The organism is Bacillus infantis (assembly GCF_050107595.1).
Classification (GTDB): domain Bacteria; phylum Bacillota; class Bacilli; order Bacillales; family Cytobacillaceae; genus Bacillus_AB; species Bacillus_AB infantis_C.
The window spans coordinates 326190-345855 of the sequence record NZ_JBNILH010000004.1 but is presented as its reverse complement, the minus strand read 5'-3'; the positions used below and the strand labels follow the sequence as shown (position 1 = coordinate 345855).

Genomic DNA, 19666 nt, shown 5'->3' with positions numbered 1-19666 from the left:
TAGTGACAGGCTCTTAAACAGCCGGAAGGCAGACGGGAAGTTAAAGGTTCCTTCTGCAGAAGTTCGACAATTTTCGGCGGGTGCCTGTCATTAATTGTTGTTTGAAAAAGGTTTAGCCTCATCCAGCATACGGGTAGAAATACCCAGCTATACATTTCGTGAAATGCAAACTTATTGAAAAATAAGGGCGCAAAGCCTCGGGTCTAAGGTTCTGCAGGGCTATGACGGCCGGGCTGCCGCATTAGGAGACAGTTGAGATGGGGTTGCCGGAAAAGGTTGATAGGGATTGGCTTGAATTGATCTTAGAAGCAAAGAGCAGCGGGATTTCATTAGAGGAAATCCATAGCTTCATCAATGGCACTCACCTTTATTGGAGCTCAGCAGAGAATGAAGAACAGGGAGATAATTAACAAGGGACAGCGGTTGACTATACATAATATAACTGCAGTGTTGAATCTTTTGATTTAACACTATTTTTATGCACAAAAACTTTTCGACGAAAATCATCATTTTTCAGGAAATGGGTGTCACCATCTAAGCCTCTAGCCCTACCCCTTTTTACAGTCCTGGTCTATGGAAAAGAGGAGTTTTATCGTGTATTGTTGAATTAAATAAGATAATCTTACTTTTTCTGTCAGTGCAGGGGATTGGGTGAAACCTATTCTTTCTTCATCCGTATGTACAGTAAAGCAGGATTTTATGTCAGGAGTCGATATAAATGAACCGGATTGTTTCGTTTCTTATAGGCACAGTACTGGCTGTCCCGTTTGCCGGGTCGGTCTGGACGGTCAGCTATTTCGGATTTGACCAGACGTTTTTCTTGTCGGGACTGATAGCAGGCGGGGCGGCCGCGCTGGTGTATCTTTCCGCATTCCAGATCGGGCATGTCCGTTTCCTCAGGAAGCACGGGCTGTCGCGAAGGGAATACAAGTATATCAAGACAAACCTTGCAGAAGGGAAAAAGAAAATTTCCCGCCTGCACAAATCATTATTTGCGATTCGCCATCTTCCTTCTTTGAAGCAGCGGATTGAGCTGATGAGGATCACAAGGAAGATATACAGGCTGACGAAGAAAGAGCCGAAGCGCTTTTACCAGGCGGAGCGGTTTTATTTTTCCCATCTTGATTCTCTGGTGGAAATGACCGAGAAATATGTTTTCCTATCCACCCAGCCGAAGAAGAACCTTGAAATCGACCAGTCGCTGCTGGAAACCCGAAGGACCATCAATGAACTCTCGCAGACGGTGGAAAAGGATTTGTACGAAGTGATTTCCGATGATATTGATAACCTTAACTTTGAAATAGACGTGGCGAAAAACTCGATCAAAACATGGAAGGAAAACCGATTACCTGAAGAAAGCAGGAGGCTGAAATGAGCGAACAAAACCCATCATTAACGAAAAAGACGAGCAGTCTTATGGATGATATCCTTGCCGATCCGTTTGGCGACATGAATGGCGGACCTGCCCTGGAGCTCGCGAAGGAAGATAAACCGGTGAAGCTTATAGACGTGATTCCGGAAGAAAACCGGGCGCGCGCCTATCAGATCGCCGAGCAGATCGATCCGCGCAACCACCAGGCCATGATTGCGTATGGGACCCAGGCGCAGACAAAGCTGCTCACCTTCTCGCACAGCATGCTTGAGCATGTCCAAAAGAAGGATATCGGCGAGGTCGGTGATATCATCAATGACCTGATGAAGCGCCTCAATGACATGAATCCGGATGAACTAAAGCAGGGCAAGCAGTCGCTGTTTTCCCGCATGTTCGGAAAAATATCCGATTCTGTCCAGGAGATCCTCTCCAAATATCAAAAAACAGGGGCCCAGATTGACCGGATCAGCGTAAAGCTGGACCGCAGCAAAAATGTCCTTTTATCCGATATCCATATGCTGGAGAAATTATATGATACGAACAAGGAATATTTCCACGCTCTCAATGTCTATATTGCAGCAGGGGAGATCAAGCTTGAGGAGCTCCATGAGCAGACAATTCCGCAGATGAGGAAGGAAGCGGAGGCATCTGGCGACCAGATGAAGTTCCAGGAAGTCAATGATATGCTTCAGTTTGCGGACAGGCTGGACAAGAGGCTGTACGATCTGAAGCTGAGCCGGGAAATTACGATCCAATCCGCTCCGCAGATTCGCCTGATTCAAAACACCAACCAGGCCCTTGTTGAAAAAATCCAGGCATCCATCAACACCGCCATCCCGCTGTGGAAAAACCAGGTGGCAATTGCCCTGACTCTTATCCGCCAGCGCCATGCGGTTGAAGCCCAGAAGCAGGTCTCAAAAACAACAAACGAGCTGCTCTTGAAAAACGCGGAAATGCTGAAAACCAATACCATTGAAACCGCCAAGGAAAATGAGCGCGGCCTCGTGGATATTGAAACGCTCAAGAAAACCCAGGAAAACCTTATTTCCACCCTGGAAGAAACACTCCGAATCCAGGAGGAAGGCCGCAATAAGCGGCGCCAGGCAGAAAGTGACCTGGCTTCCATGGAAAATGAACTGCGCCAGAAGCTGCTTGAAATAAAAGGCTAGAATATTAGAAGCTATCACGTCCCTGATAAACAGGGGCGTGTTTTTTTTGACATAGTGCAGCAGGTAAGGTGTCCTGCTTTATTAAGAGCCGCACCGGCGCTCTTTAACCTGCAATTTTGTCGAACAAATCCTCCCATCTGTCCGGGACGATAGTCACTGTTCTGGCGTTGGATCAGCCTTGATTAGGTCCTCTTTGGTATAGACATCTATACACATATTTCGTTAATCTAAAGATGTAATTATTAGAATTTTTAAACTAAAGGAGGAGGGCAGAAGAAAATCCGTTCTGTTCAGAGATGATAAAAGGAGGAATAAGATGAAGAATAAGTCTGTGAAAGTGACATTGGCTGCCATCCTGAGCCTCAGCGCTTTGGCTCCTGCAGTTATGGCAAGCGACAATCCTGAAGCAAAAGAAAAAGCGGGGGATCCGGAAATGAGTTCTTCAAAGTTTATGCCTCCTGTTCCATTTCCATGGAATCATCCAGGGAAGTCATCACCGGTGCTTCACCCGGCATCTGCCAGGGGAGCAGGCATGGTGGAGGGTCCGCTCAATGAAATCGATGGAATCATGGAAGAGATGATTGATTCCAGGGTGATGCCAGGTGCAGTGGCCCTTGTGGCCCGGCGCGGCCATATCGTTAAGCATGAAGCATATGGCATGGCTTATCAGTATAAGGATGACGGAATGACTGAAGCGGATCAGCCTATTTCCATGGCGAAGGACACCATCTTTGACCTTGCTTCCATCAGCAAAATCTTTACAACGACAGCCGCCATGCAGCTCTATGAAAAAGGACTCTTCGATCTTGATGATCCGGTGGCCGATTATCTGCCGGAGTTTGCAGCCGGCGGCAAGGAAGCGGTGACCATCAGGCAGCTGATGACCCATACCTCCGGATTCACGGCCTGGATCCCTCTTTATTCACAGGGAAACAGCCGCGAAGACCGTATCTCAATCGCCCTGCAATATCCGCTTGCCAATGAGCCGGGGAGCACCTATACATACAGCGACCTCAACATGATCGCCCTCGGAGCCCTTATTGAAAAACTATCAGGCAAGCGTCTGGACGAATATGTTAAAGAGCATATTACCAGGCCTCTCGGAATGAAGGATACCATGTATAACCCGCCTGAAAGTCTGAAGGACAGGATAGCTGCCACTGAGTATCAGCCTGCCCTTGGGCGCGGCCTAGTCTGGGGCGAGGTTCATGATGAAAACGCCTGGTCGCTTGATGGCGTCGCCGGGCATGCAGGGGTATTCTCAACAGCAGGAGACCTGGCGAAGTTTGCCCATATGTACGTAAACGAAGGCACATATGGGGGCAAGAGAATCCTGAAAAAAGAAACAGTCAGGACGCTGACGGAAAATCAGATTCCCCAGTTTCCCGGCGATGACCACGGCCTCGGCTGGGAGCTGAATCAGGGATGGCTCGGTGATGCGCTGACAGATAAGGATTCACTGAGCCACACAGGATACACAGGTACATCGGTTGTCATCTCCCAGAAAAATTACACCATTGCCATCCTGCTGACCAACCGGGTCCATCCGACAAGGAATACCGTTTCAACAAATGGAGCAAGAAGGGCATTTGCAAGGCAGGTGGCAGACAGCATTCCGGTCAGCATCCCCGGCAAAAAGCCCGCGTGGTTCTCTGGCTACGGAGATAACACAGAAAAAAGCCTGACAGCTGAAGTCGATCTGCACTCGCCGGCGGTTCTCTCTTTTGAAACCTGGCACCGGATTGAAGAAAACAGTGATTATGGCTATCTGGAAATCTCGGCAGACGGCACAAATTGGGCTGAAGTCAAGTCCTTTACCGGAAACACCGAGAGCTGGAGTACGGTTAAAGCCGAGCTTCCTGCAGATACTAAGCTCATTCGCTTCCGTTATAAAACCGATGCCACTGTCAACGGAAGAGGCTGGTATCTGGATGATTTTAAAATCTCTCCTGAGAAAGGAAAAGACATAAAGCCTGAGTTTGCTAGTGAAGACTGGCAAAAGCGCAGCTATTAAATGTTGAGGAGGAATAGCTTTGAAAAAGCTCAAAACGATTGCAATGACTTTTCTGGTCTTTATCCTTGGATTCTCCGCCTGGCTGCAGCCTGCAGCGGCGGCAGACAATAATAAGGTGAAGGATCTCGTCCTCCTGCAGAACCTGCCGGAATCCGAGGTGCAATTCAACGGAAAAACATTGCAGCTTAAAGCACTGCATGTTTATAAGGATGGCCATTTTCTAGGAGTCTCCAAGAATCTTGACTGGAACTCCTCCAATAAAACGGTCGCCAGGGTATCTGATGACGGAGCTGTGACTCTGTCAGGAAAGAACGGCCGTACCTTCATTACCGTAACAGATGGAAAAAATAAAGACCGCATCGCCATCGATGCGAAGAATCGCAAATCCGGCTTCCAGGCAGAAATCCGGAAGGAAAAATCAAAGCGCTATCAGCTGATTGACGGGGCTGTCAAAGCAATGAAGCTCGAGGAAAAAGTCGGGCAGATGCTCATGCCGGACTTCCGGACTTGGAAAGGCCAGAATGTAACAGAAATCCAGCCGGAAATTGAAGCACTCGTGAAAAAATACCATCTCGGCGGCGTCATTCTTTTCCGCGAAAATGTCGTGACAACCGAGCAGACAACAAAGCTGGTTTCACAATACCAGGAAGCATCAGAAAAATACGGGCTCCTGATGACGATTGACCAGGAGGGCGGCATTGTCACCCGCCTCCAGTCTGGAACTGATATGCCGGGCAATATGGCTCTTGGTGCCACCCGTTCTACGGAAACCGCGGAAAAGGTGGGGAAAGCCATCGGTGAAGAGCTTGCCGCCCTTGGCATCAATACGAACTTCGCACCGGTCATGGATGTGAATAATAACCCTGATAACCCGGTCATCGGCGTCCGCTCCTTTGGGGAAGACCCTGAGCTTGTAGCCGAAATGGGCACAGCTTATACAAAGGGACTGCAGTCTGCAGGCGTCGCGGCAACAGCCAAGCACTTCCCTGGCCACGGCGACACAGCAGTCGATTCCCATCTTGGATTGCCTGAGGTACCGCATGATAAAGAGCGATTGAAGGAAGTGGAGCTGTATCCGTTCCAAAAGGGTATGGAATCCGGCATTGATGCCATCATGACGGCGCATGTCACCTTCCCGAAAATCGATGATACAAAAGTGATTTCACAAAAAACAGGTGAAGAAATTGCCCTCCCGGCAACCCTTTCCTACAAAGTGCTCACAGAGCTGATGAGGGAGGAAATGGGCTATGAGGGAGTCATTACGACAGATGCGATGAACATGAATGCCATCGCTGAGCACTTTGGTCCTGTTGACGCGGCGATCCGCTCCGTCAAGGCAGGGACAGACATCGTCCTAATGCCGGTCGGACTCGAAGCAGTCGCTGAAGGGCTGCTGACTGCTGTTAAATCAGGGGAGATTTCGGAAAAGCGGATAGAAGCTTCTGTAAAGCGGATTCTGACTTTGAAGCTCAAACGTGGAATCATTAAAGAAGAAACCCCGCAGGACCTGAACAAAAAGATTGCCAATGCCCTTAAAGTCGTAGGCTCTGCCGAGCATAAAGCGGTTGAAAAGGAAGCAGCACAGAAATCGATCACCCTTGTAAAGAATGAAGGAGCCCTTCCGCTATCAGTGGCAGACAGCGATACTATCCTCGTCATCGGCAACACCTATATCAATGACCTGGGGAAGGCAGTAAAAAACCGCCATGCTAATACAGAAATTATTGCATCAGCGGACTACAGCCTCACGGCAGAACAGCTGGAAAAGGCCAAAAATGCAAAGGCAGTCATCGTCGGCTCATACACGTATAATGTTTCCGGCCGCTCGCCTGACAGCGCACAAATGAAACTGATCAACAAGCTGATCAGCGAGACAGATGCACCGGTCATCACAGTAGCCATACGCAATCCTTATGACATCATGGCCGTGCCAGGCACAGATGCCTATCTTGCGCAGTACGGCTTCCGCCCGGCAAGCTTTGAGGCATCTGCAGGTGCCATTTTCGGAGAGTTCGCACCAGCAGGAAAGCTCCCGGTGACCATCCCGTCGCTTGAGGGCGGAACTTTGTATGAATATGGCCGCGGTCTGAGCTATTAAAGCAGCTGGCAGGAAGTCAATCTTCCTGCTGGACTAATTTTTCAATATGAAGGGTTCCAGTGCCTGGATTCCAGGGCTGGGGCTATTCTAAAAACCAGGGAGGGGTCGCATTGAAAAAACGCTTGATCATTATGCTGTCATTGATTCTCGTACTTTCCGCCCTGTCTGCCGCAGCCTTCGCAGATAATGGAAAGCATAAAGGCAAAGATAAGAAAGCGAAGAAATTCGAGCTGGGCATTGAGGTGCTGCTCGATGATCAGAAAGAATTAATAGAGGGGAAGCGAGTCGGCCTGATCACCAATCCGACTGGCGTCGATCAGGAGCTTAATAGTATTGTAGATTTGCTTCATAAGGATCCCGAAGTAGAGCTTACCGCCCTTTACGGACCTGAGCATGGTGTAAGGGGAAGCGCCCAGGCAGGGGAATATGTCGAGTTTTATACAGATGAAAAAACAGGCCTTCCTGTGTACAGCCTGTACGGGGCAACCAAAAAGCCGACCCCTGAAATGCTCGAAAACGTCGATGTCCTGCTGTTTGACATCCAGGATGTCGGAACCCGCTTTTACACCTATATCTACACCATGGCCTATGCGATGGAAGCAGCAAAAGAAAACGATATCCCATTCATCGTCCTTGACCGCCCGAATCCGCTAGGCGGCACTGAAGTGGAAGGGCCGGTTCTGGAAACACCGTACAAATCCTTTGTCGGCAATTACGAAATCCCACTCCGCCACGGGATGACCGTCGGCGAGCTGGCCAAGCTGTTCAATGAGAAATTCGGAATTGGCGCAGACCTGACAGTTGTCAAAATGAAGGGCTGGAAGCGTGACATGTACTATGACGAAACTGGCCTGCAATTCGTTATGCCATCACCGAATATGCCGACATTGGATACCGCTCTTGTATACCCCGGAGCTGCCTTGATCGAAGGCACCAATGTTTCGGAAGGCAGAGGGACGACAAAGCCATTCGAGCTCATCGGAGCGCCGTTCATCAATGCCGATAATCTGGCACAGCAGCTCAACAGCCTGAACCTGAAGGGAGTCAGCTTCCGGGCTGCGTCCTTCACACCATCGATTTCGAAGCATGCCGGCAAGCTTTCACACGGTATTCAGATCCACATTACAGACCGTGCTGAATTTGAACCGGTTGTAACCGGACTGCATATCGTCAAAAGCATCCATGACCTGTATCCGGAGGATTTTGCATTCCGCGCTGAAGACAGCAAAGGCATCTCCTTCTTCGACCAGCTCATCGGAAATGGCTGGGTCCGCGATGCCATTGAAGAAGGCAAATCCGTTGAGTGGATCGAATCGCAGTGGAAGGATGAACTGAAGGATTTTAAAGAAGTACGTGAGGATTATTTGATTTATTAAGATGGTGCCAGGCACCGCTGCATGTGATGCGGCGGTGCTTTTGTGTTTTGCGGGGGATGGTGCCAGGCATGGGAGCGCTGGGATACATGAGAGGGTGTTTAGGGAGTAAGTCATGTATACAAAGAGCGTGCTGGGATACATGAGAGAGCGTTTAGAAAGTGAGTCATGTATACGAAGAGCCTGCTGGGATACATGAGAGTGCGTTTAGAGAGTAAGTCATGTATACGAAGAGCCTGCTGGGATACATGAGAGAGCGTTTAGAAAGTAAGTCATGTATACGAAGAGCCTGCTGGGATACATGAGAGAGCGTTTAGAAAGTGAGTCATGTATACGAAGAGCGTGCTGGGATACATGAGAGAGCGTTTAGAAAGTGAGTCATGTATACGAAGAGCCTGCTGGGATACATGAGAGGGTGTTTAGAGAGAGAGTCAAGTATACGAAGAGTGTGCTGGGATACATGAGAGAGTGTTTAGAGAGAGAGTCAAGTATACGAAGAGTGTGCTGGGATACATGAGAGAGCGTTTAGAGAGTGAGTCATGTATCCCAAAACCTTTTCTCTAAAAATACGACTCCCTTTTACAACCTCCGAAACCGGGTAAAAATAATATAAACACAACATCAAGGACGTGATAACATGCAGCAAAAAGCCTATTTGATCAACACAAACCGTTCTGGATGTCCGAATGGCAGGGATGAGAGGGATATGCTGGCCAATAAGAAGTGTGCGGCCTACTTTTCGCCGTGGAAGGAAAAGATTAAGAAGCTGCAGGAAGGGGATCTCGTGTTTTTATATAGCAACAAGAGAGGGATCATTGCACGGGGAGTGGCGACAGGCATTGTCCAGGCGGCCGATCATGAAGATGAGCATGGAATCCACTGGGATGAAGAATTTTATATGAAGCTTCATGATTTTGATGTATTATCTTCCCCTATGCCGGCGGCGGACATCTGCCAGGCTGCGGGATACAGGATGGTATTCGGCCAAACATTGACACCAATGAAAGCTCAGACTGGGAAAGTGATTTGGGAAGAAATCACAAAGCACTATCTGAAGCCATGAGGATCTCTCATCCCCTTTATTGATCCAGCAGGCGGTAACCCTTCTGTTTCAGCTTCTAAACAAACCGCAATTTTATATTCGACATATATTCGGGAGATGCCTGTATCCCCCCTATATTCACATAGTCCGTACAAATTTACTCCATCCTATTGTATGATTAGATTATAAATACTTTCGGCAGGCTGGTGGATGAATGGCTAAATATAAACAGGTTAAAGAAGAAATTCAATCTTGGATACGGGAAGGCAAAATTAAGCCGGATGAGAGGATTCAATCTGAACATGAGATGGCCGAGCGATTTGCTGTCAGCAGGCATACGATCAGGCAGGCTATGAGTGAACTGGTTCATGAGGGCTGGCTTTACAGGCATCAGGGGAGAGGGACTTTCTGTAAGGATCAGAGCGGAAAAAAAGGCCAGATTGACCGGACTATCGGCATTATAACCACATCTATTTCTGATTATATTTTTCCCTCCATCATTAGAGGCATAGAGTCATATCTAAGTGAAAAAGGATATAATCTGCTTCTCGCAAGTACAAATCATGATATCGGGAGGGAGCGCAAGTGCCTCGAAAACATGCTCGGCAAAAAGCTGGACGGCCTTATTGTCGAGCCTACCAAAAGTGCTCTGCATAACCCTAACCTCAACACGTATTTGAATATTGAGAAAAACAAAATTCCGTACGTTATGATCAATGCCTTTTACTCTGAGCTTCAGCCTGCAAGCATTACGGTTGATGATGAAAGAGGCGGTTTTATGGCCGCCGAGCATCTTATCCAGCTTGGACATAAAAAAATCAGCGGCATCTTCAAGGTCGATGATATGCAGGGGGTTAACAGGATGAAGGGATTTATGCGTGCGCATCGGCATTATAATATCCCCATTCATCCAGGTACAATTGTGACATATGCTACAGAAGATAAAAATGCCAAACCGCAGGCAGCTGCCCGGCAGCTTTTAAAGGATAAGGAGCCACCGACCGCTTTCTTTTGCTATAATGATCAGATTGCTTTGAATATCCTGGATGTGGCAAGGGAGCAGTCATTAAGAGTCCCGGAAGATGTGTCGCTTGTCGGGTTTGATAACTCTCATCTGGCATCTGTTTCGGAAGTGAAATTCACCAGTTTGACTCATCCGCAAACAGAAATGGGGCGGCTGGCTGCCAGGATGGTTGTTGATTCTATTGAGAAAGGCGTCGATCTTTCAGTATCCGATCCAGTTGTATATGAGCCGGAACTAATAATCAGAAGTTCAACAGCTGAGTTAAAAAGAGTGTTTTAATCAAGAACCTGTTCATCTAATGAACAGGTTTCTTTGTGCGTACAAGTTTACTTTTATTCTAGCAATTAAAGTCTCAGGAGGTATTTTTGTTGAAGTAATATTAAAAACTTTCTAAAAACACTGGTAAATTTGTACGTACAATTATATAATAATTTACAAACACTGGTCTGAAAGTGATAGGATGCTTGAAAGACTGAAAGAGGAAGTGCTAATAGTATACTTAGGACTGCTTTTCATTAAAAATGGCAGCGTTTACGCGGCAAAATGTGAGGCCGGAAGAGCATTGCTGGCAGGTTTTATGGAGGTGATACAGGATATTACAGAGCAGCGTGTCAAAAAACGTGTATATGAATACAAGGGCTCAATTTCCGCCAGCTGCTTTCGTCCTTTTTTAGAAATGTAAGTATAGCGGGCGCTCCGGCAAAGATCTATGTTTTCCTATTTAGAAAAGGGTTCATGAACTTTTAATACTGGAAGCATTTTCTTCTCTGGCCGGAACCGTGCGTAACCGCTGCTTGACTCCATGAAGCAGCAACACTCAAGTTACAGCAGTCATTGAACAGAATGAATTCTCTGCAGCTAAGAGGATTACCTATTATAAACAGAACCTTTTTAGTATTTTGATTATTTTGTAAATTAATATTGCGGTCGTATAGGGTTTTGATTATAATAATTGTACGTACAATTAAGGACTTTGAAAAACAAGAAAAACTGTTCATAATTTCCGCTTCGAAAGCTATTACCTATTTAATTTTTTTATTGTACGTACAATGTTTGCTGCAAATGAAAGCGGTTGCTGATGCTTGGTTGTTTTTTACTGCTGACTCTAAAGCCTTAAATGGCTTTGAGCATATTTAAGTTAAGGAAGAGAGGGGTCTTTTAGATGAAAAAGCTATTATCAGCTATGTTCCTGTTAATTCTTGTTTTCTCCATGTCTGCCTGCTCCAGCAGCGGTGCAGGAGGAGATGAAAAAGGTTTTGTCGGAATTGCAATGCCTACAAAATCCTCTGAGAGATGGGTCAGTGACGGCAAGTATATGAAGGATGAATTTGAGAAGCTTGGTTATAAGGTTGACCTGCAATATGCGGAAGATGTTGTGGAAAACCAGGTGTCCCAGATCGAGAATATGATTACAAAGGGCGTCAACATTCTTGTAATCGCTTCAATTGATGGTGAATCATTGACAAATGTTCTGGATAAAGCGGCTAAGCAGGATATCAGTGTAATCTCATATGACAGATTGATCAAAAAGACAGAACATGTAAGCTATTATGCAACTTTTGATAACTTCAAAGTAGGTGTGCTCCAGGGCTCTTATATTGAAGAAAAGCTTGGATTGAAGGATGGGAAAGGGCCATTTAACATCGAATTGTTTGCCGGATCTCCGGATGATAATAACGCCTATTTCTTTTTTGACGGCGCTATGTCAGTTCTCCAGCCTTATATCGACTCCGGAAAGCTGGTTGTCAAAAGCGGTCAGACAGCATTTGAGCAGGCAGCCACTTTAAGATGGGACGGTGCAACAGCCCAGTCCAGAATGGATAATCTATTAAGCTCCAATTATTCAAGTGACAGAGTGGACGCTGTCCTGTCGCCATATGATGGCATCAGCATCGGAATCCTGTCTTCCTTGAAGGGCGTCGGCTATGGAGACGGAAGTAAGCCTCTGCCGGTGGTTACAGGGCAGGATGCAGAGCTTGCTTCTGTCAAATCCATCATTGCGGGAGAGCAGACACAGACTGTGTTTAAAGATACACGCGAGCTTGCGAAGAAAGCTGTTGAAATGGCAGAGGCTGTCCTTGAGGGAGAAGAAGCAGAAGTAAATGACACTGAAACATATGACAACGGTGAAAAAGTTGTGCCTGCTTATCTCCTTGAGCCAGTTTCTGTTGATCAGTCCAATTATGAAGAAGTACTGGTAGACAGCGGATATTATAAGGAAGACGAGCTTAAGTAATAACATGCAATGGATGATTCAGCTGGGCTGAATCATCCATTGCATTTGAAGGGAGCTGACGAAAGGATGCCGGAGTATATTTTGGAAATGAGGAATATCACTAAGGAATTTCCAGGTGTTAAAGCATTGGATCAGGTAAACCTTCAGGTCGCAGATGGGGAAATTCATGCACTGTGCGGCGAGAACGGAGCCGGCAAGTCCACGCTTATGAAGGTGCTGAGCGGTGTATATCCGCATGGGACGTATACAGGAGACATTCTATTTAAAGGGAATGTATGCGAATTTAAAGATATTAAGCAAAGTGAAAATAAAGGAATTGTCATCATTCACCAGGAGCTGGCGCTTATTCCGGAGCTTAGCATTGCGGAAAACATCTTTCTTGGGAATGAACAGGCCAAAAAGGGAATCATCAATTGGAATGAAACGACTGTCAAGACGCTTGAGCTTCTTCGGAAGGTTGGATTGTCCGAGTCCCCGCATGCATTGGTTTCAAATATCGGTGTCGGCAAACAGCAGCTTGTCGAGATAGCCAAGGCGCTTTCAAAAGAAGTGAAGCTGCTTATTCTTGATGAGCCTACCGCTGCCTTAAATGAAAGAGACAGCGAGAATTTGCTCAGGCTGCTCCTGGAATTTAAGAAGCAGGGAATTTCCTCTATTATCATCTCACATAAGCTGAACGAGGTAACAAGCATCTCAGACTCTATCACAATCCTCCGGGATGGACAGACGATCGAGACGCTGGATGTGAAAGAAGACGGCATCTCAGAAGACCGGATCATAAAAGGCATGGTAGGCCGGGATTTAACGAACCGCTATCCTGCCCGTGAACCGGAAATAGGGGAAGTTATGTTTGAGGTAAAAGATTGGGAGGTCTACCATCCCCTCCATGCTGAGCGAAAGGTTATCGACCAGGCAAGCCTCAGCATAAGGCGGGGAGAAATTGTCGGAATTGCCGGGCTGATGGGAGCGGGCCGGACAGAGCTGGCCATGAGCATATTCGGAAAATCATATGGAAAAAACATCAGCGGCAGCCTATTTAAAGACGGCAAGGAAATCCAGCTTAAAGATATCTCCAGTGCCATTAAGAATGGCTTGGCATATGTAACTGAGGACCGGAAGAATTACGGCCTGGTTTTAATTGATGACATCAAATCAAATATATCCCTTGCGAGCCTGAACAAAATTTCCCGGAACCTGGTCATACAGGACCATGCGGAATATAAGGAGGCAGAGGGGTTCCGCCGGAAAATGAATATCAAGACACCAAGCGTACTGCAGAAAACGAATAATCTAAGCGGTGGGAACCAGCAAAAAGTTGTCCTCAGTAAATGGATCTTTTCCGAGCCGGATATTCTGATCCTAGATGAACCTACAAGGGGAATCGATGTTGGCGCAAAATATGAGATATATACGATTATTAATCAGCTGGCAGCCGACGGAAAAGGCATCCTTCTTATATCCTCGGAGCTGCCGGAGCTGCTTGGCATGTGTGACCGCATCTATGTGATGAATGAAGGTCAAATCACAGGTGAGCTTGATAAAAGTGAAGCCAATCAGGAAAGTATCATGAGATATATGACAAAAGCAAGGGGGAAGAACGGTGAACACGAATACGCCACTCAATAATGAAGGGCCAAAGGTTTTGGGAGCCGGATCATTAATCAAAAGCAATGTGAGGCAGTACGGAATGTTCTTTGCATTGGTGCTGATCATGCTTCTATTCCAGGTTTTGACGGACGGAATCCTTCTCAGGCCGCTGAATATTACCAATCTTATACTGCAGAACAGCTATATTCTAGTACTGGCCATCGGCATGGTGCTGGTTATCATTACTGGCCATATCGACTTGTCGGTAGGTTCCATAGCAGCCTTCGTCGGGGCCATTTCAGCTATTTTGATCATCGATATGAATGTTCCGACCTATCTTGCTGTTTTCCTTTCCTTGGTGCTTGGCGCCTTGATCGGTGCATGGCAGGGATTTTGGATTGCCTATGTGAAAATACCGGCCTTCATCGTAACTCTGGCAGGCATGCTCCTCTTCAGGGGACTGACCATGCTCGTACTGAAAGGCCAATCGCTTGCACCATTTCCGGAATCCTTCCAGGCCATGAGCTCAGGCTTCATCCCGGATGTGATCGGGGGAGAAAATGCCGCTCTCCATATCTTTACACTAGTAATAGGGGCTGTATTGTCCATTGTATTTGTCCTTTTTGAGCTGAGAAACAGGAAAAACCAAATGAAGTATAGCTTTGAAATCTCATCAAATGGACTATTCTTCGCTAAACTGGCCGGTTTTGTCATCCTTATCAATGTATTTACATATGTCCTGGCTACATATGAGGGAGTGCCTACTATTCTGGTCATTCTATTCGCACTTGTCCTTCTCTATTCTTTTATTATGAAAAAGACGGTGATTGGCCGGCATGTATATGCGATCGGGGGCAACGAAAAAGCCGCAGGATTATCCGGAATCAAAACGAAAAAGGTTACCTTCCTGGTATTTGTCAATATGGGCGTCCTTTCTGCACTGTCAGGCCTCATCTTTGCAGCACGCCTGAATGCAGCGACGCCAAAAGCAGGAAACCTTTTTGAGCTTGATGCCATTGCAGCATGTTTCATCGGGGGAGCATCTGCCTATGGAGGAATTGGAACAGTAGGCGGTGCAATTGTAGGAGGGCTTGTCATGGGCGTCATGAATAATGGGATGTCCATCCTCGGGCTTGGAATTGACTGGCAGCAGGCGATAAAAGGGCTCGTCCTCCTGGCTGCAGTCGCATTCGATATCTATAACAAAAATAAAGCGGCATAGAAAAGAGCTACAGCATCTTGAAAGAATAAGTGAAATGAAAATAGCTTAGAAGCCGCTCCCGGTTTCTAAGCTATTTTTATGGCTTATTCATGATCTGTATGTTTAGAACGTTCACTGATAATTTTCAGTAGAAGAAACTTGTCCTGTGGGGATAGCATGGCCCAGCTTCCTGCTTTGATTTTCATTAGTACCACTCCTTGTGTTTTTTGATTGATAAAAAAACGAATTTTCTGCGGCAGCTAGATGAGTAAACCAACAATGTAACAGCAAGACCTTTTCTCTATAATATTTCCCTAAATTCTTATTATCTTTATACCGCCATTTATTGTAAATGAAACAAAAGAAATATTGACAAGAAACGACTCTATTCACGGACTATTTTCTTATTTCCTGAGAAATATTTGTCTGATTGCCGGAGAGTATCCAAAATTACGGAGATTAGTGGATAAAAGCAATAAGGGTATGTCGAAAAGAAAATATAAAAAACTTCCCGGCCGGGAAGTTTTTTTAGGTTTATACAGATTATTCTTTGCCATTGTGATTACTAATAACCTCTGTCAACGTATCCGAGAAGTCTGTGAACGCTCCAGTTATTCCCCAAGCGACACCTTCTTTCATTTCATTCTGCTTATTAATCGTATAGGGGTGTACAAGCAGTCCGTTTTTCCGCGCCTTCTTTACATACTCTTCATCAATCATATTATAATTCGGGCCGATGCCGGCTGCGTACTTCTGCCACCTTTTGATATCATCGTCTGTCAGCACAGCCTGTTCTTTGTAGGAAATCAGCTGGATAAGAGGGATGCCAGGTTCTTCCCGGTGAATCCTTTTCAGGCTTTTGCTGCTGAAAGATTGGATGATTACACGGGCAGTTTCCTTTTTGCTGCCTATCAGGCCATAATCATGCAATAGCCTTAAAAGTTCTTCCTCCATTCCGGGATATAAATCAGGAGACTTAGTTTCAATATAATAGTTCACATTGCTTCCGAAATGCTGAAAGATATCCTCCAAAGAAGGGACCTTCAGGCGGCTGTATGCCGGGTCGGCATAGCCGGGATGCTCGCGGTTGAACCAGGAACCAGCATCAAGCTGCTGCAGCTCCTCCAATGTAAAGGACCGGACGGCACCTGACTTATCCGTCGTACGGTCAACTGTTTGGTCATGCATGGCGGCAAGCTTGCCGTCCTTCGTCATCTGCAGGTCGATTTCAATATAATCTGCTCCAAGCTGCGCGGCCATTTCATAGGAAGCAATCGTATGCTCCGGGGCATAGGCCGAGGCACCGCGGTGGCCGATGACAATAAAGCTGTCTGAGGGAGCAGTGAAGTTTCCCTTTGATGAGGAGCATCCAGCTATGGAAAAGAGGAGTATAAATATGATTACAAACTTTATTGGCATGAACTGTCACCTGCTTTAAAAAAATCCTCATTGAATATAGCCAGTATAAACGGTTTTCTTCTTTTTATAGCATAACGGCAAATTTGTGTAAAATAAACCCATGGGATTTATAGGAATTAACTTAATATAAAAAATAGTTTGACAATTATTTGTTTATAAATGTAAGATATTACTAAGTTAATATTTTGTGATGGAGATGCTGGAGGCTCACATAGTTTGCTTAGGGGATTTTATCTAAGCATATTTGTGGCCTCTTTTTATTTGGATGGGGAAGGAGGGATGACTATAACGATAACCATATCGTCTTTAACCATTATTGAAAGGCTGTTTCTGGCTGCTCTTCTCGGGGGCCTGATAGGCTGGGAAAGAGATTTAAGAAACAAGCAGGCTGGATTTAAGACCCATCTTCTCGTTTCTGTCGGCTCTGCTTTAATGATGATTCTATCCATTTACGGTTTCAATGAAACGATCGACCATGTTAATGCCCGGTTTGACCCAGCGAGGCTGGCTCATGGTGTTATCAGCGGAATAGGATTCCTTGGGGCAGGAGCCATTTTGAAGCACTCCAATAATAGTGTTTCCGGCATTACAACGGCGGCGACTCTGTGGGTGGTCGCGGCAATCGGGCTCAGTGTTGGAAGCGGCTTCTACCTTCCTGCCTACATAACCACAGGCATTGTACTTTTGAATGTATTTGTGCTGAGAAGCCTGGAGTTTAAGTTCCTGACTCCATACAAGTTCTTTGTCTTTACATTGACTGTTTCGGAAGAAGCAAAGGTGCTTGGGAAGCTGAATAAGGTACTTAAAAATGAGAGCGCCTTCATTGAAGCGATCACAATGGCAGACGAATATTACTTCCTGGAGGAGGGCTATATATCCCTTGATATCAGAATCAAAATATCTTCCCGGAAAAATATTCTTTCATTATATGAAAAACTATGCAGTCTTGAGGGGGTAAAGCAGGTCCAGCTGGATCATAGTCCGCTGACAGAAGATTTTCGCAAGCAGGATAAAAATGTAAGCGTTTAACTAAGAGCATCAAGAAAGGAATGGAAAGATGAAAAAAGTCGAATTGATTGATGTATCGAAGTCTTATGATAAAAAGACGGATGTGATCACCAATATCAATGTCACAATTGAGCCTGGAGAATTCTTTGTGCTTGTCGGGCCGTCCGGATGCGGGAAAAGTACGATGCTCCGTATGATTGCCGGGCTTGAGGAAATCACGGGAGGCGTACTGGAAATTGGCGGGAAGGAAGCGAATCTGCTGCCGCCAAGCAAACGGGATATCTCGATGGTTTTCCAGAACTATGCCCTGTATCCGCATCTTTCGGTGGAAGAGAATATTATTTTTGGTCTGCATGTTAAAAAGGTGCCAAAGACTGAGCGGAAAAAACGGTGTGAAGATGTGGCAGCTATGCTTGGTTTATCGGAATACCTGAAACGGAAGCCGAGAGAGCTTTCCGGAGGGCAGCGCCAGAGGGTGGCACTGGCAAGGGCGATCGTCAACCAGGCCCCGATTTGCCTGATGGATGAGCCGCTTTCCAATCTGGACGCGAAGCTTAGAGCCCATATGCGTTCTGAAATCAGGCAGATCCAGCGGCGTCTTGGAATCACCATGATTTATGTCACACACGACCAGGTTGAGGCTATGACGATGGGGGACCGCATTATGATCCTCCATGATGGGAAGATCCAGCAGATCGGAAAGCCAATTGATATTTATAATAATCCCGCAAATCCCTTTGTGGCAACCTTTATCGGTTCTCCGCCAATGAATATCGCAGAAGGCAGAGTATCAGGGACAGGGGCAGCCGTCGCTCTCGGAGAAGATGCAGCGATAAATGTACCGGCAGCAGACCGCGGACTCCTGGCAGGGGATCGTGTCATTGTCGGCGTCCGCCCCGAGCACTTGAAGGCCGCTTCAAAGGAAACACCTGCAGAAGAAAAAGTACAGGTGGAAGTCATCAATGTTGAAGTGCTGGGCAATGAAACAATCTTCTCCTTTAAATTGGGGGGAAGTGAATGGCTGGCCAAGTGGAACGGCCAGTGGCGGATCCAGGTTGGCGATATTGTGCCGATTGCAATCAGCTATGACTCACTTTGTTTTTTTGATTATGAGACAAAGCAGATTATCAAAACACCAACAGATATTGAGAACCATGTGATTGAAAAAGAGGTGCTGCTATGAAGTCGGAAATCAGCAGCAATCCTGTTAGGCAAGCATCAGCAAGAGGATTGAAGCCAGGCTTATGGAAACGGTCCCTGAATGCGCGTACTGCCCTTTTATATCTTTTTCCTTCCATTCTGCTGTTTTCAGTCTTTATTTTTTATCCGATGTTCCGGACGATTTATTTAAGCTTCTTTTTAACAGACCAGCACGGGGCGGCGTCCCTTTTTGTCGGGATGGAGAACTATGCTTATCTGCTGGAGTCCGAGGCATTCCGAAATAGTGTGAAAGCTACAATTCTGTTTGTGTTATACACGGTTCCGGCCGGGATCATCATCTCTCTATTCCTGGCTTTGATTGCAAACGAGAAGCTGCGGGGCATCGGTTTTTTCCGGACGATCTATTCATCGACGATGGGGATATCGGTAGCGGCGTCATCAGTGGTATGGCTTTTCCTGTTCCATCCGAGCGTCGGTATGTTCAACCGCCTCTTAAGCGTGCTTCATCTGCCGCAGGTGCAGTGGCTTTTGGATCCGGATTGGGCTTTGATTTCCGTGGCCATCTCGACCATTTGGCTGAATACAGGATTTTCTTTTCTCATCCTTTTGGGAGGCCTCCAGAATATCGACGAATATTTATACAAGAGTGCAAAGATTGATGGGGCTGGCTACTGGTATCAGCTTCGCAGGATTACGATACCAATGCTGTCGCCGACTTTGTTCTTTATCATCACCATCTCGCTGATTAATGCTTTCCAGACGTTCGGGCAGGTTGATATTTTAACAAAAGGCGGGCCATCGCAGGCGACCAATCTGATTGTGTATTCCATCTACAGGGAAGCGTTCATCAACTATCAATTCGGGACAGCAAGTGCACAGGCAGTCTTCCTGTTCATATGCATCCTGATTGTGACCATCCTGCAATTCAAGCTGGGGGAAAAGAAGGTGCATTATCAATGAGC

The 19666-nt window shown here is 46.4% G+C and carries 15 protein-coding genes and 1 riboswitch; of the genes, 14 read left to right on the top strand and 1 reads right to left on the bottom strand.

Annotated elements, in window-relative coordinates; genetic code table 11:
* Positions 1 to 154 precede the first annotated feature (154 nt).
* Positions 155 to 241: riboswitch (cyclic di-GMP riboswitch) on the top strand.
* Positions 242 to 257: 16 nt separating this feature from the next.
* The 11 genes from ACQCVH_RS10960 to mmsB all read left to right on the top strand — a co-directional run bounded on the left by ACQCVH_RS10960 (position 258) and on the right by mmsB (position 15137).
* Positions 258 to 410 (top strand): anti-repressor SinI family protein, encoded by a 153-nt coding sequence (locus tag ACQCVH_RS10960; RefSeq protein WP_426835692.1) that lies wholly within the window; start codon positions 258 to 260, stop codon positions 408 to 410.
* Between the two features lie 308 nt (positions 411 to 718).
* Positions 719 to 1375: a 5-bromo-4-chloroindolyl phosphate hydrolysis family protein gene (locus tag ACQCVH_RS10955; RefSeq protein WP_426835691.1), complete on the top strand. Its 657-nt coding sequence runs from the start codon at positions 719 to 721 to the stop codon at positions 1373 to 1375.
* Entirely contained in the window at positions 1372 to 2541 is a 1170-nt protein-coding gene (locus ACQCVH_RS10950; protein ID WP_426835690.1) for a toxic anion resistance protein, read from the top strand. Before ACQCVH_RS10955 ends, ACQCVH_RS10950 begins: the two co-directional genes overlap by 4 nt.
* 316 nt (positions 2542 to 2857) lie before the next feature.
* The gene (locus tag ACQCVH_RS10945) at positions 2858 to 4555 is read left to right on the top strand and encodes a serine hydrolase domain-containing protein (protein ID WP_426835689.1); all 1698 of its coding nucleotides are present in this window, start codon (positions 2858 to 2860) and stop codon (positions 4553 to 4555) included.
* A gap of 43 nt (positions 4556 to 4598) precedes the next feature.
* Positions 4599 to 6653, top strand: a complete 2055-nt coding sequence (gene nagZ, locus ACQCVH_RS10940) for a beta-N-acetylhexosaminidase (protein ID WP_426835834.1) — start codon at positions 4599 to 4601, stop codon at positions 6651 to 6653.
* Between the two features lie 110 nt (positions 6654 to 6763).
* Positions 6764 to 8029 (top strand): exo-beta-N-acetylmuramidase NamZ family protein, encoded by a 1266-nt coding sequence (locus ACQCVH_RS10935; protein WP_426835688.1) that lies wholly within the window; start codon positions 6764 to 6766, stop codon positions 8027 to 8029.
* A 634-nt stretch (positions 8030 to 8663) separates the two neighbouring features.
* On the top strand, positions 8664 to 9089 hold the full coding sequence (locus tag ACQCVH_RS10930; RefSeq protein ID WP_426835687.1) for a hypothetical protein: 426 nt from the start codon (positions 8664 to 8666) through the stop codon (positions 9087 to 9089).
* Between the two features lie 193 nt (positions 9090 to 9282).
* A complete protein-coding gene (locus ACQCVH_RS10925) occupies positions 9283 to 10371 on the top strand; it encodes a GntR family transcriptional regulator (protein ID WP_426835686.1) in 1089 nt (362 codons plus the stop codon).
* Positions 10372 to 11254: 883 nt separating this feature from the next.
* Entirely contained in the window at positions 11255 to 12328 is a 1074-nt protein-coding gene (gene chvE / locus ACQCVH_RS10920) for a multiple monosaccharide ABC transporter substrate-binding protein (RefSeq protein ID WP_094768617.1), read from the top strand.
* A gap of 66 nt (positions 12329 to 12394) precedes the next feature.
* Complete coding sequence (gene mmsA / locus ACQCVH_RS10915; protein ID WP_426835685.1) at positions 12395 to 13954, top strand: multiple monosaccharide ABC transporter ATP-binding protein; 1560 nt, start codon at positions 12395 to 12397, stop codon at positions 13952 to 13954.
* Positions 13955 to 14015: 61 nt separating this feature from the next.
* A complete protein-coding gene (gene mmsB / locus ACQCVH_RS10910) occupies positions 14016 to 15137 on the top strand; it encodes a multiple monosaccharide ABC transporter permease (RefSeq protein WP_426835833.1) in 1122 nt (373 codons plus the stop codon).
* Between the two features lie 522 nt (positions 15138 to 15659).
* Here the strand turns inward: mmsB and ACQCVH_RS10905 are convergent.
* Positions 15660 to 16535 (bottom strand): glycerophosphodiester phosphodiesterase, encoded by an 876-nt coding sequence (locus ACQCVH_RS10905; protein WP_426835684.1) that lies wholly within the window; start codon positions 16533 to 16535, stop codon positions 15660 to 15662.
* A gap of 279 nt (positions 16536 to 16814) precedes the next feature.
* Between ACQCVH_RS10905 and ACQCVH_RS10900 the strand changes: the two genes are divergently transcribed.
* Genes ACQCVH_RS10900 through ACQCVH_RS10890 form a run of 3 tightly spaced genes read left to right on the top strand, consistent with a single transcriptional unit; the run spans position 16815 to position 19664 of the window.
* Positions 16815 to 17564, top strand: coding sequence for an MgtC/SapB family protein (locus tag ACQCVH_RS10900; RefSeq protein ID WP_426835683.1), 750 nt, complete (start codon positions 16815 to 16817; stop codon positions 17562 to 17564).
* 28 nt (positions 17565 to 17592) lie between these two features.
* Positions 17593 to 18726, top strand: a complete 1134-nt coding sequence (locus ACQCVH_RS10895) for an ABC transporter ATP-binding protein (protein WP_094768615.1) — start codon at positions 17593 to 17595, stop codon at positions 18724 to 18726.
* Entirely contained in the window at positions 18723 to 19664 is a 942-nt protein-coding gene (locus ACQCVH_RS10890; RefSeq protein ID WP_426835682.1) for a carbohydrate ABC transporter permease, read from the top strand. Before ACQCVH_RS10895 ends, ACQCVH_RS10890 begins: the two co-directional genes overlap by 4 nt.
* Positions 19665 to 19666 lie beyond the last annotated feature (2 nt).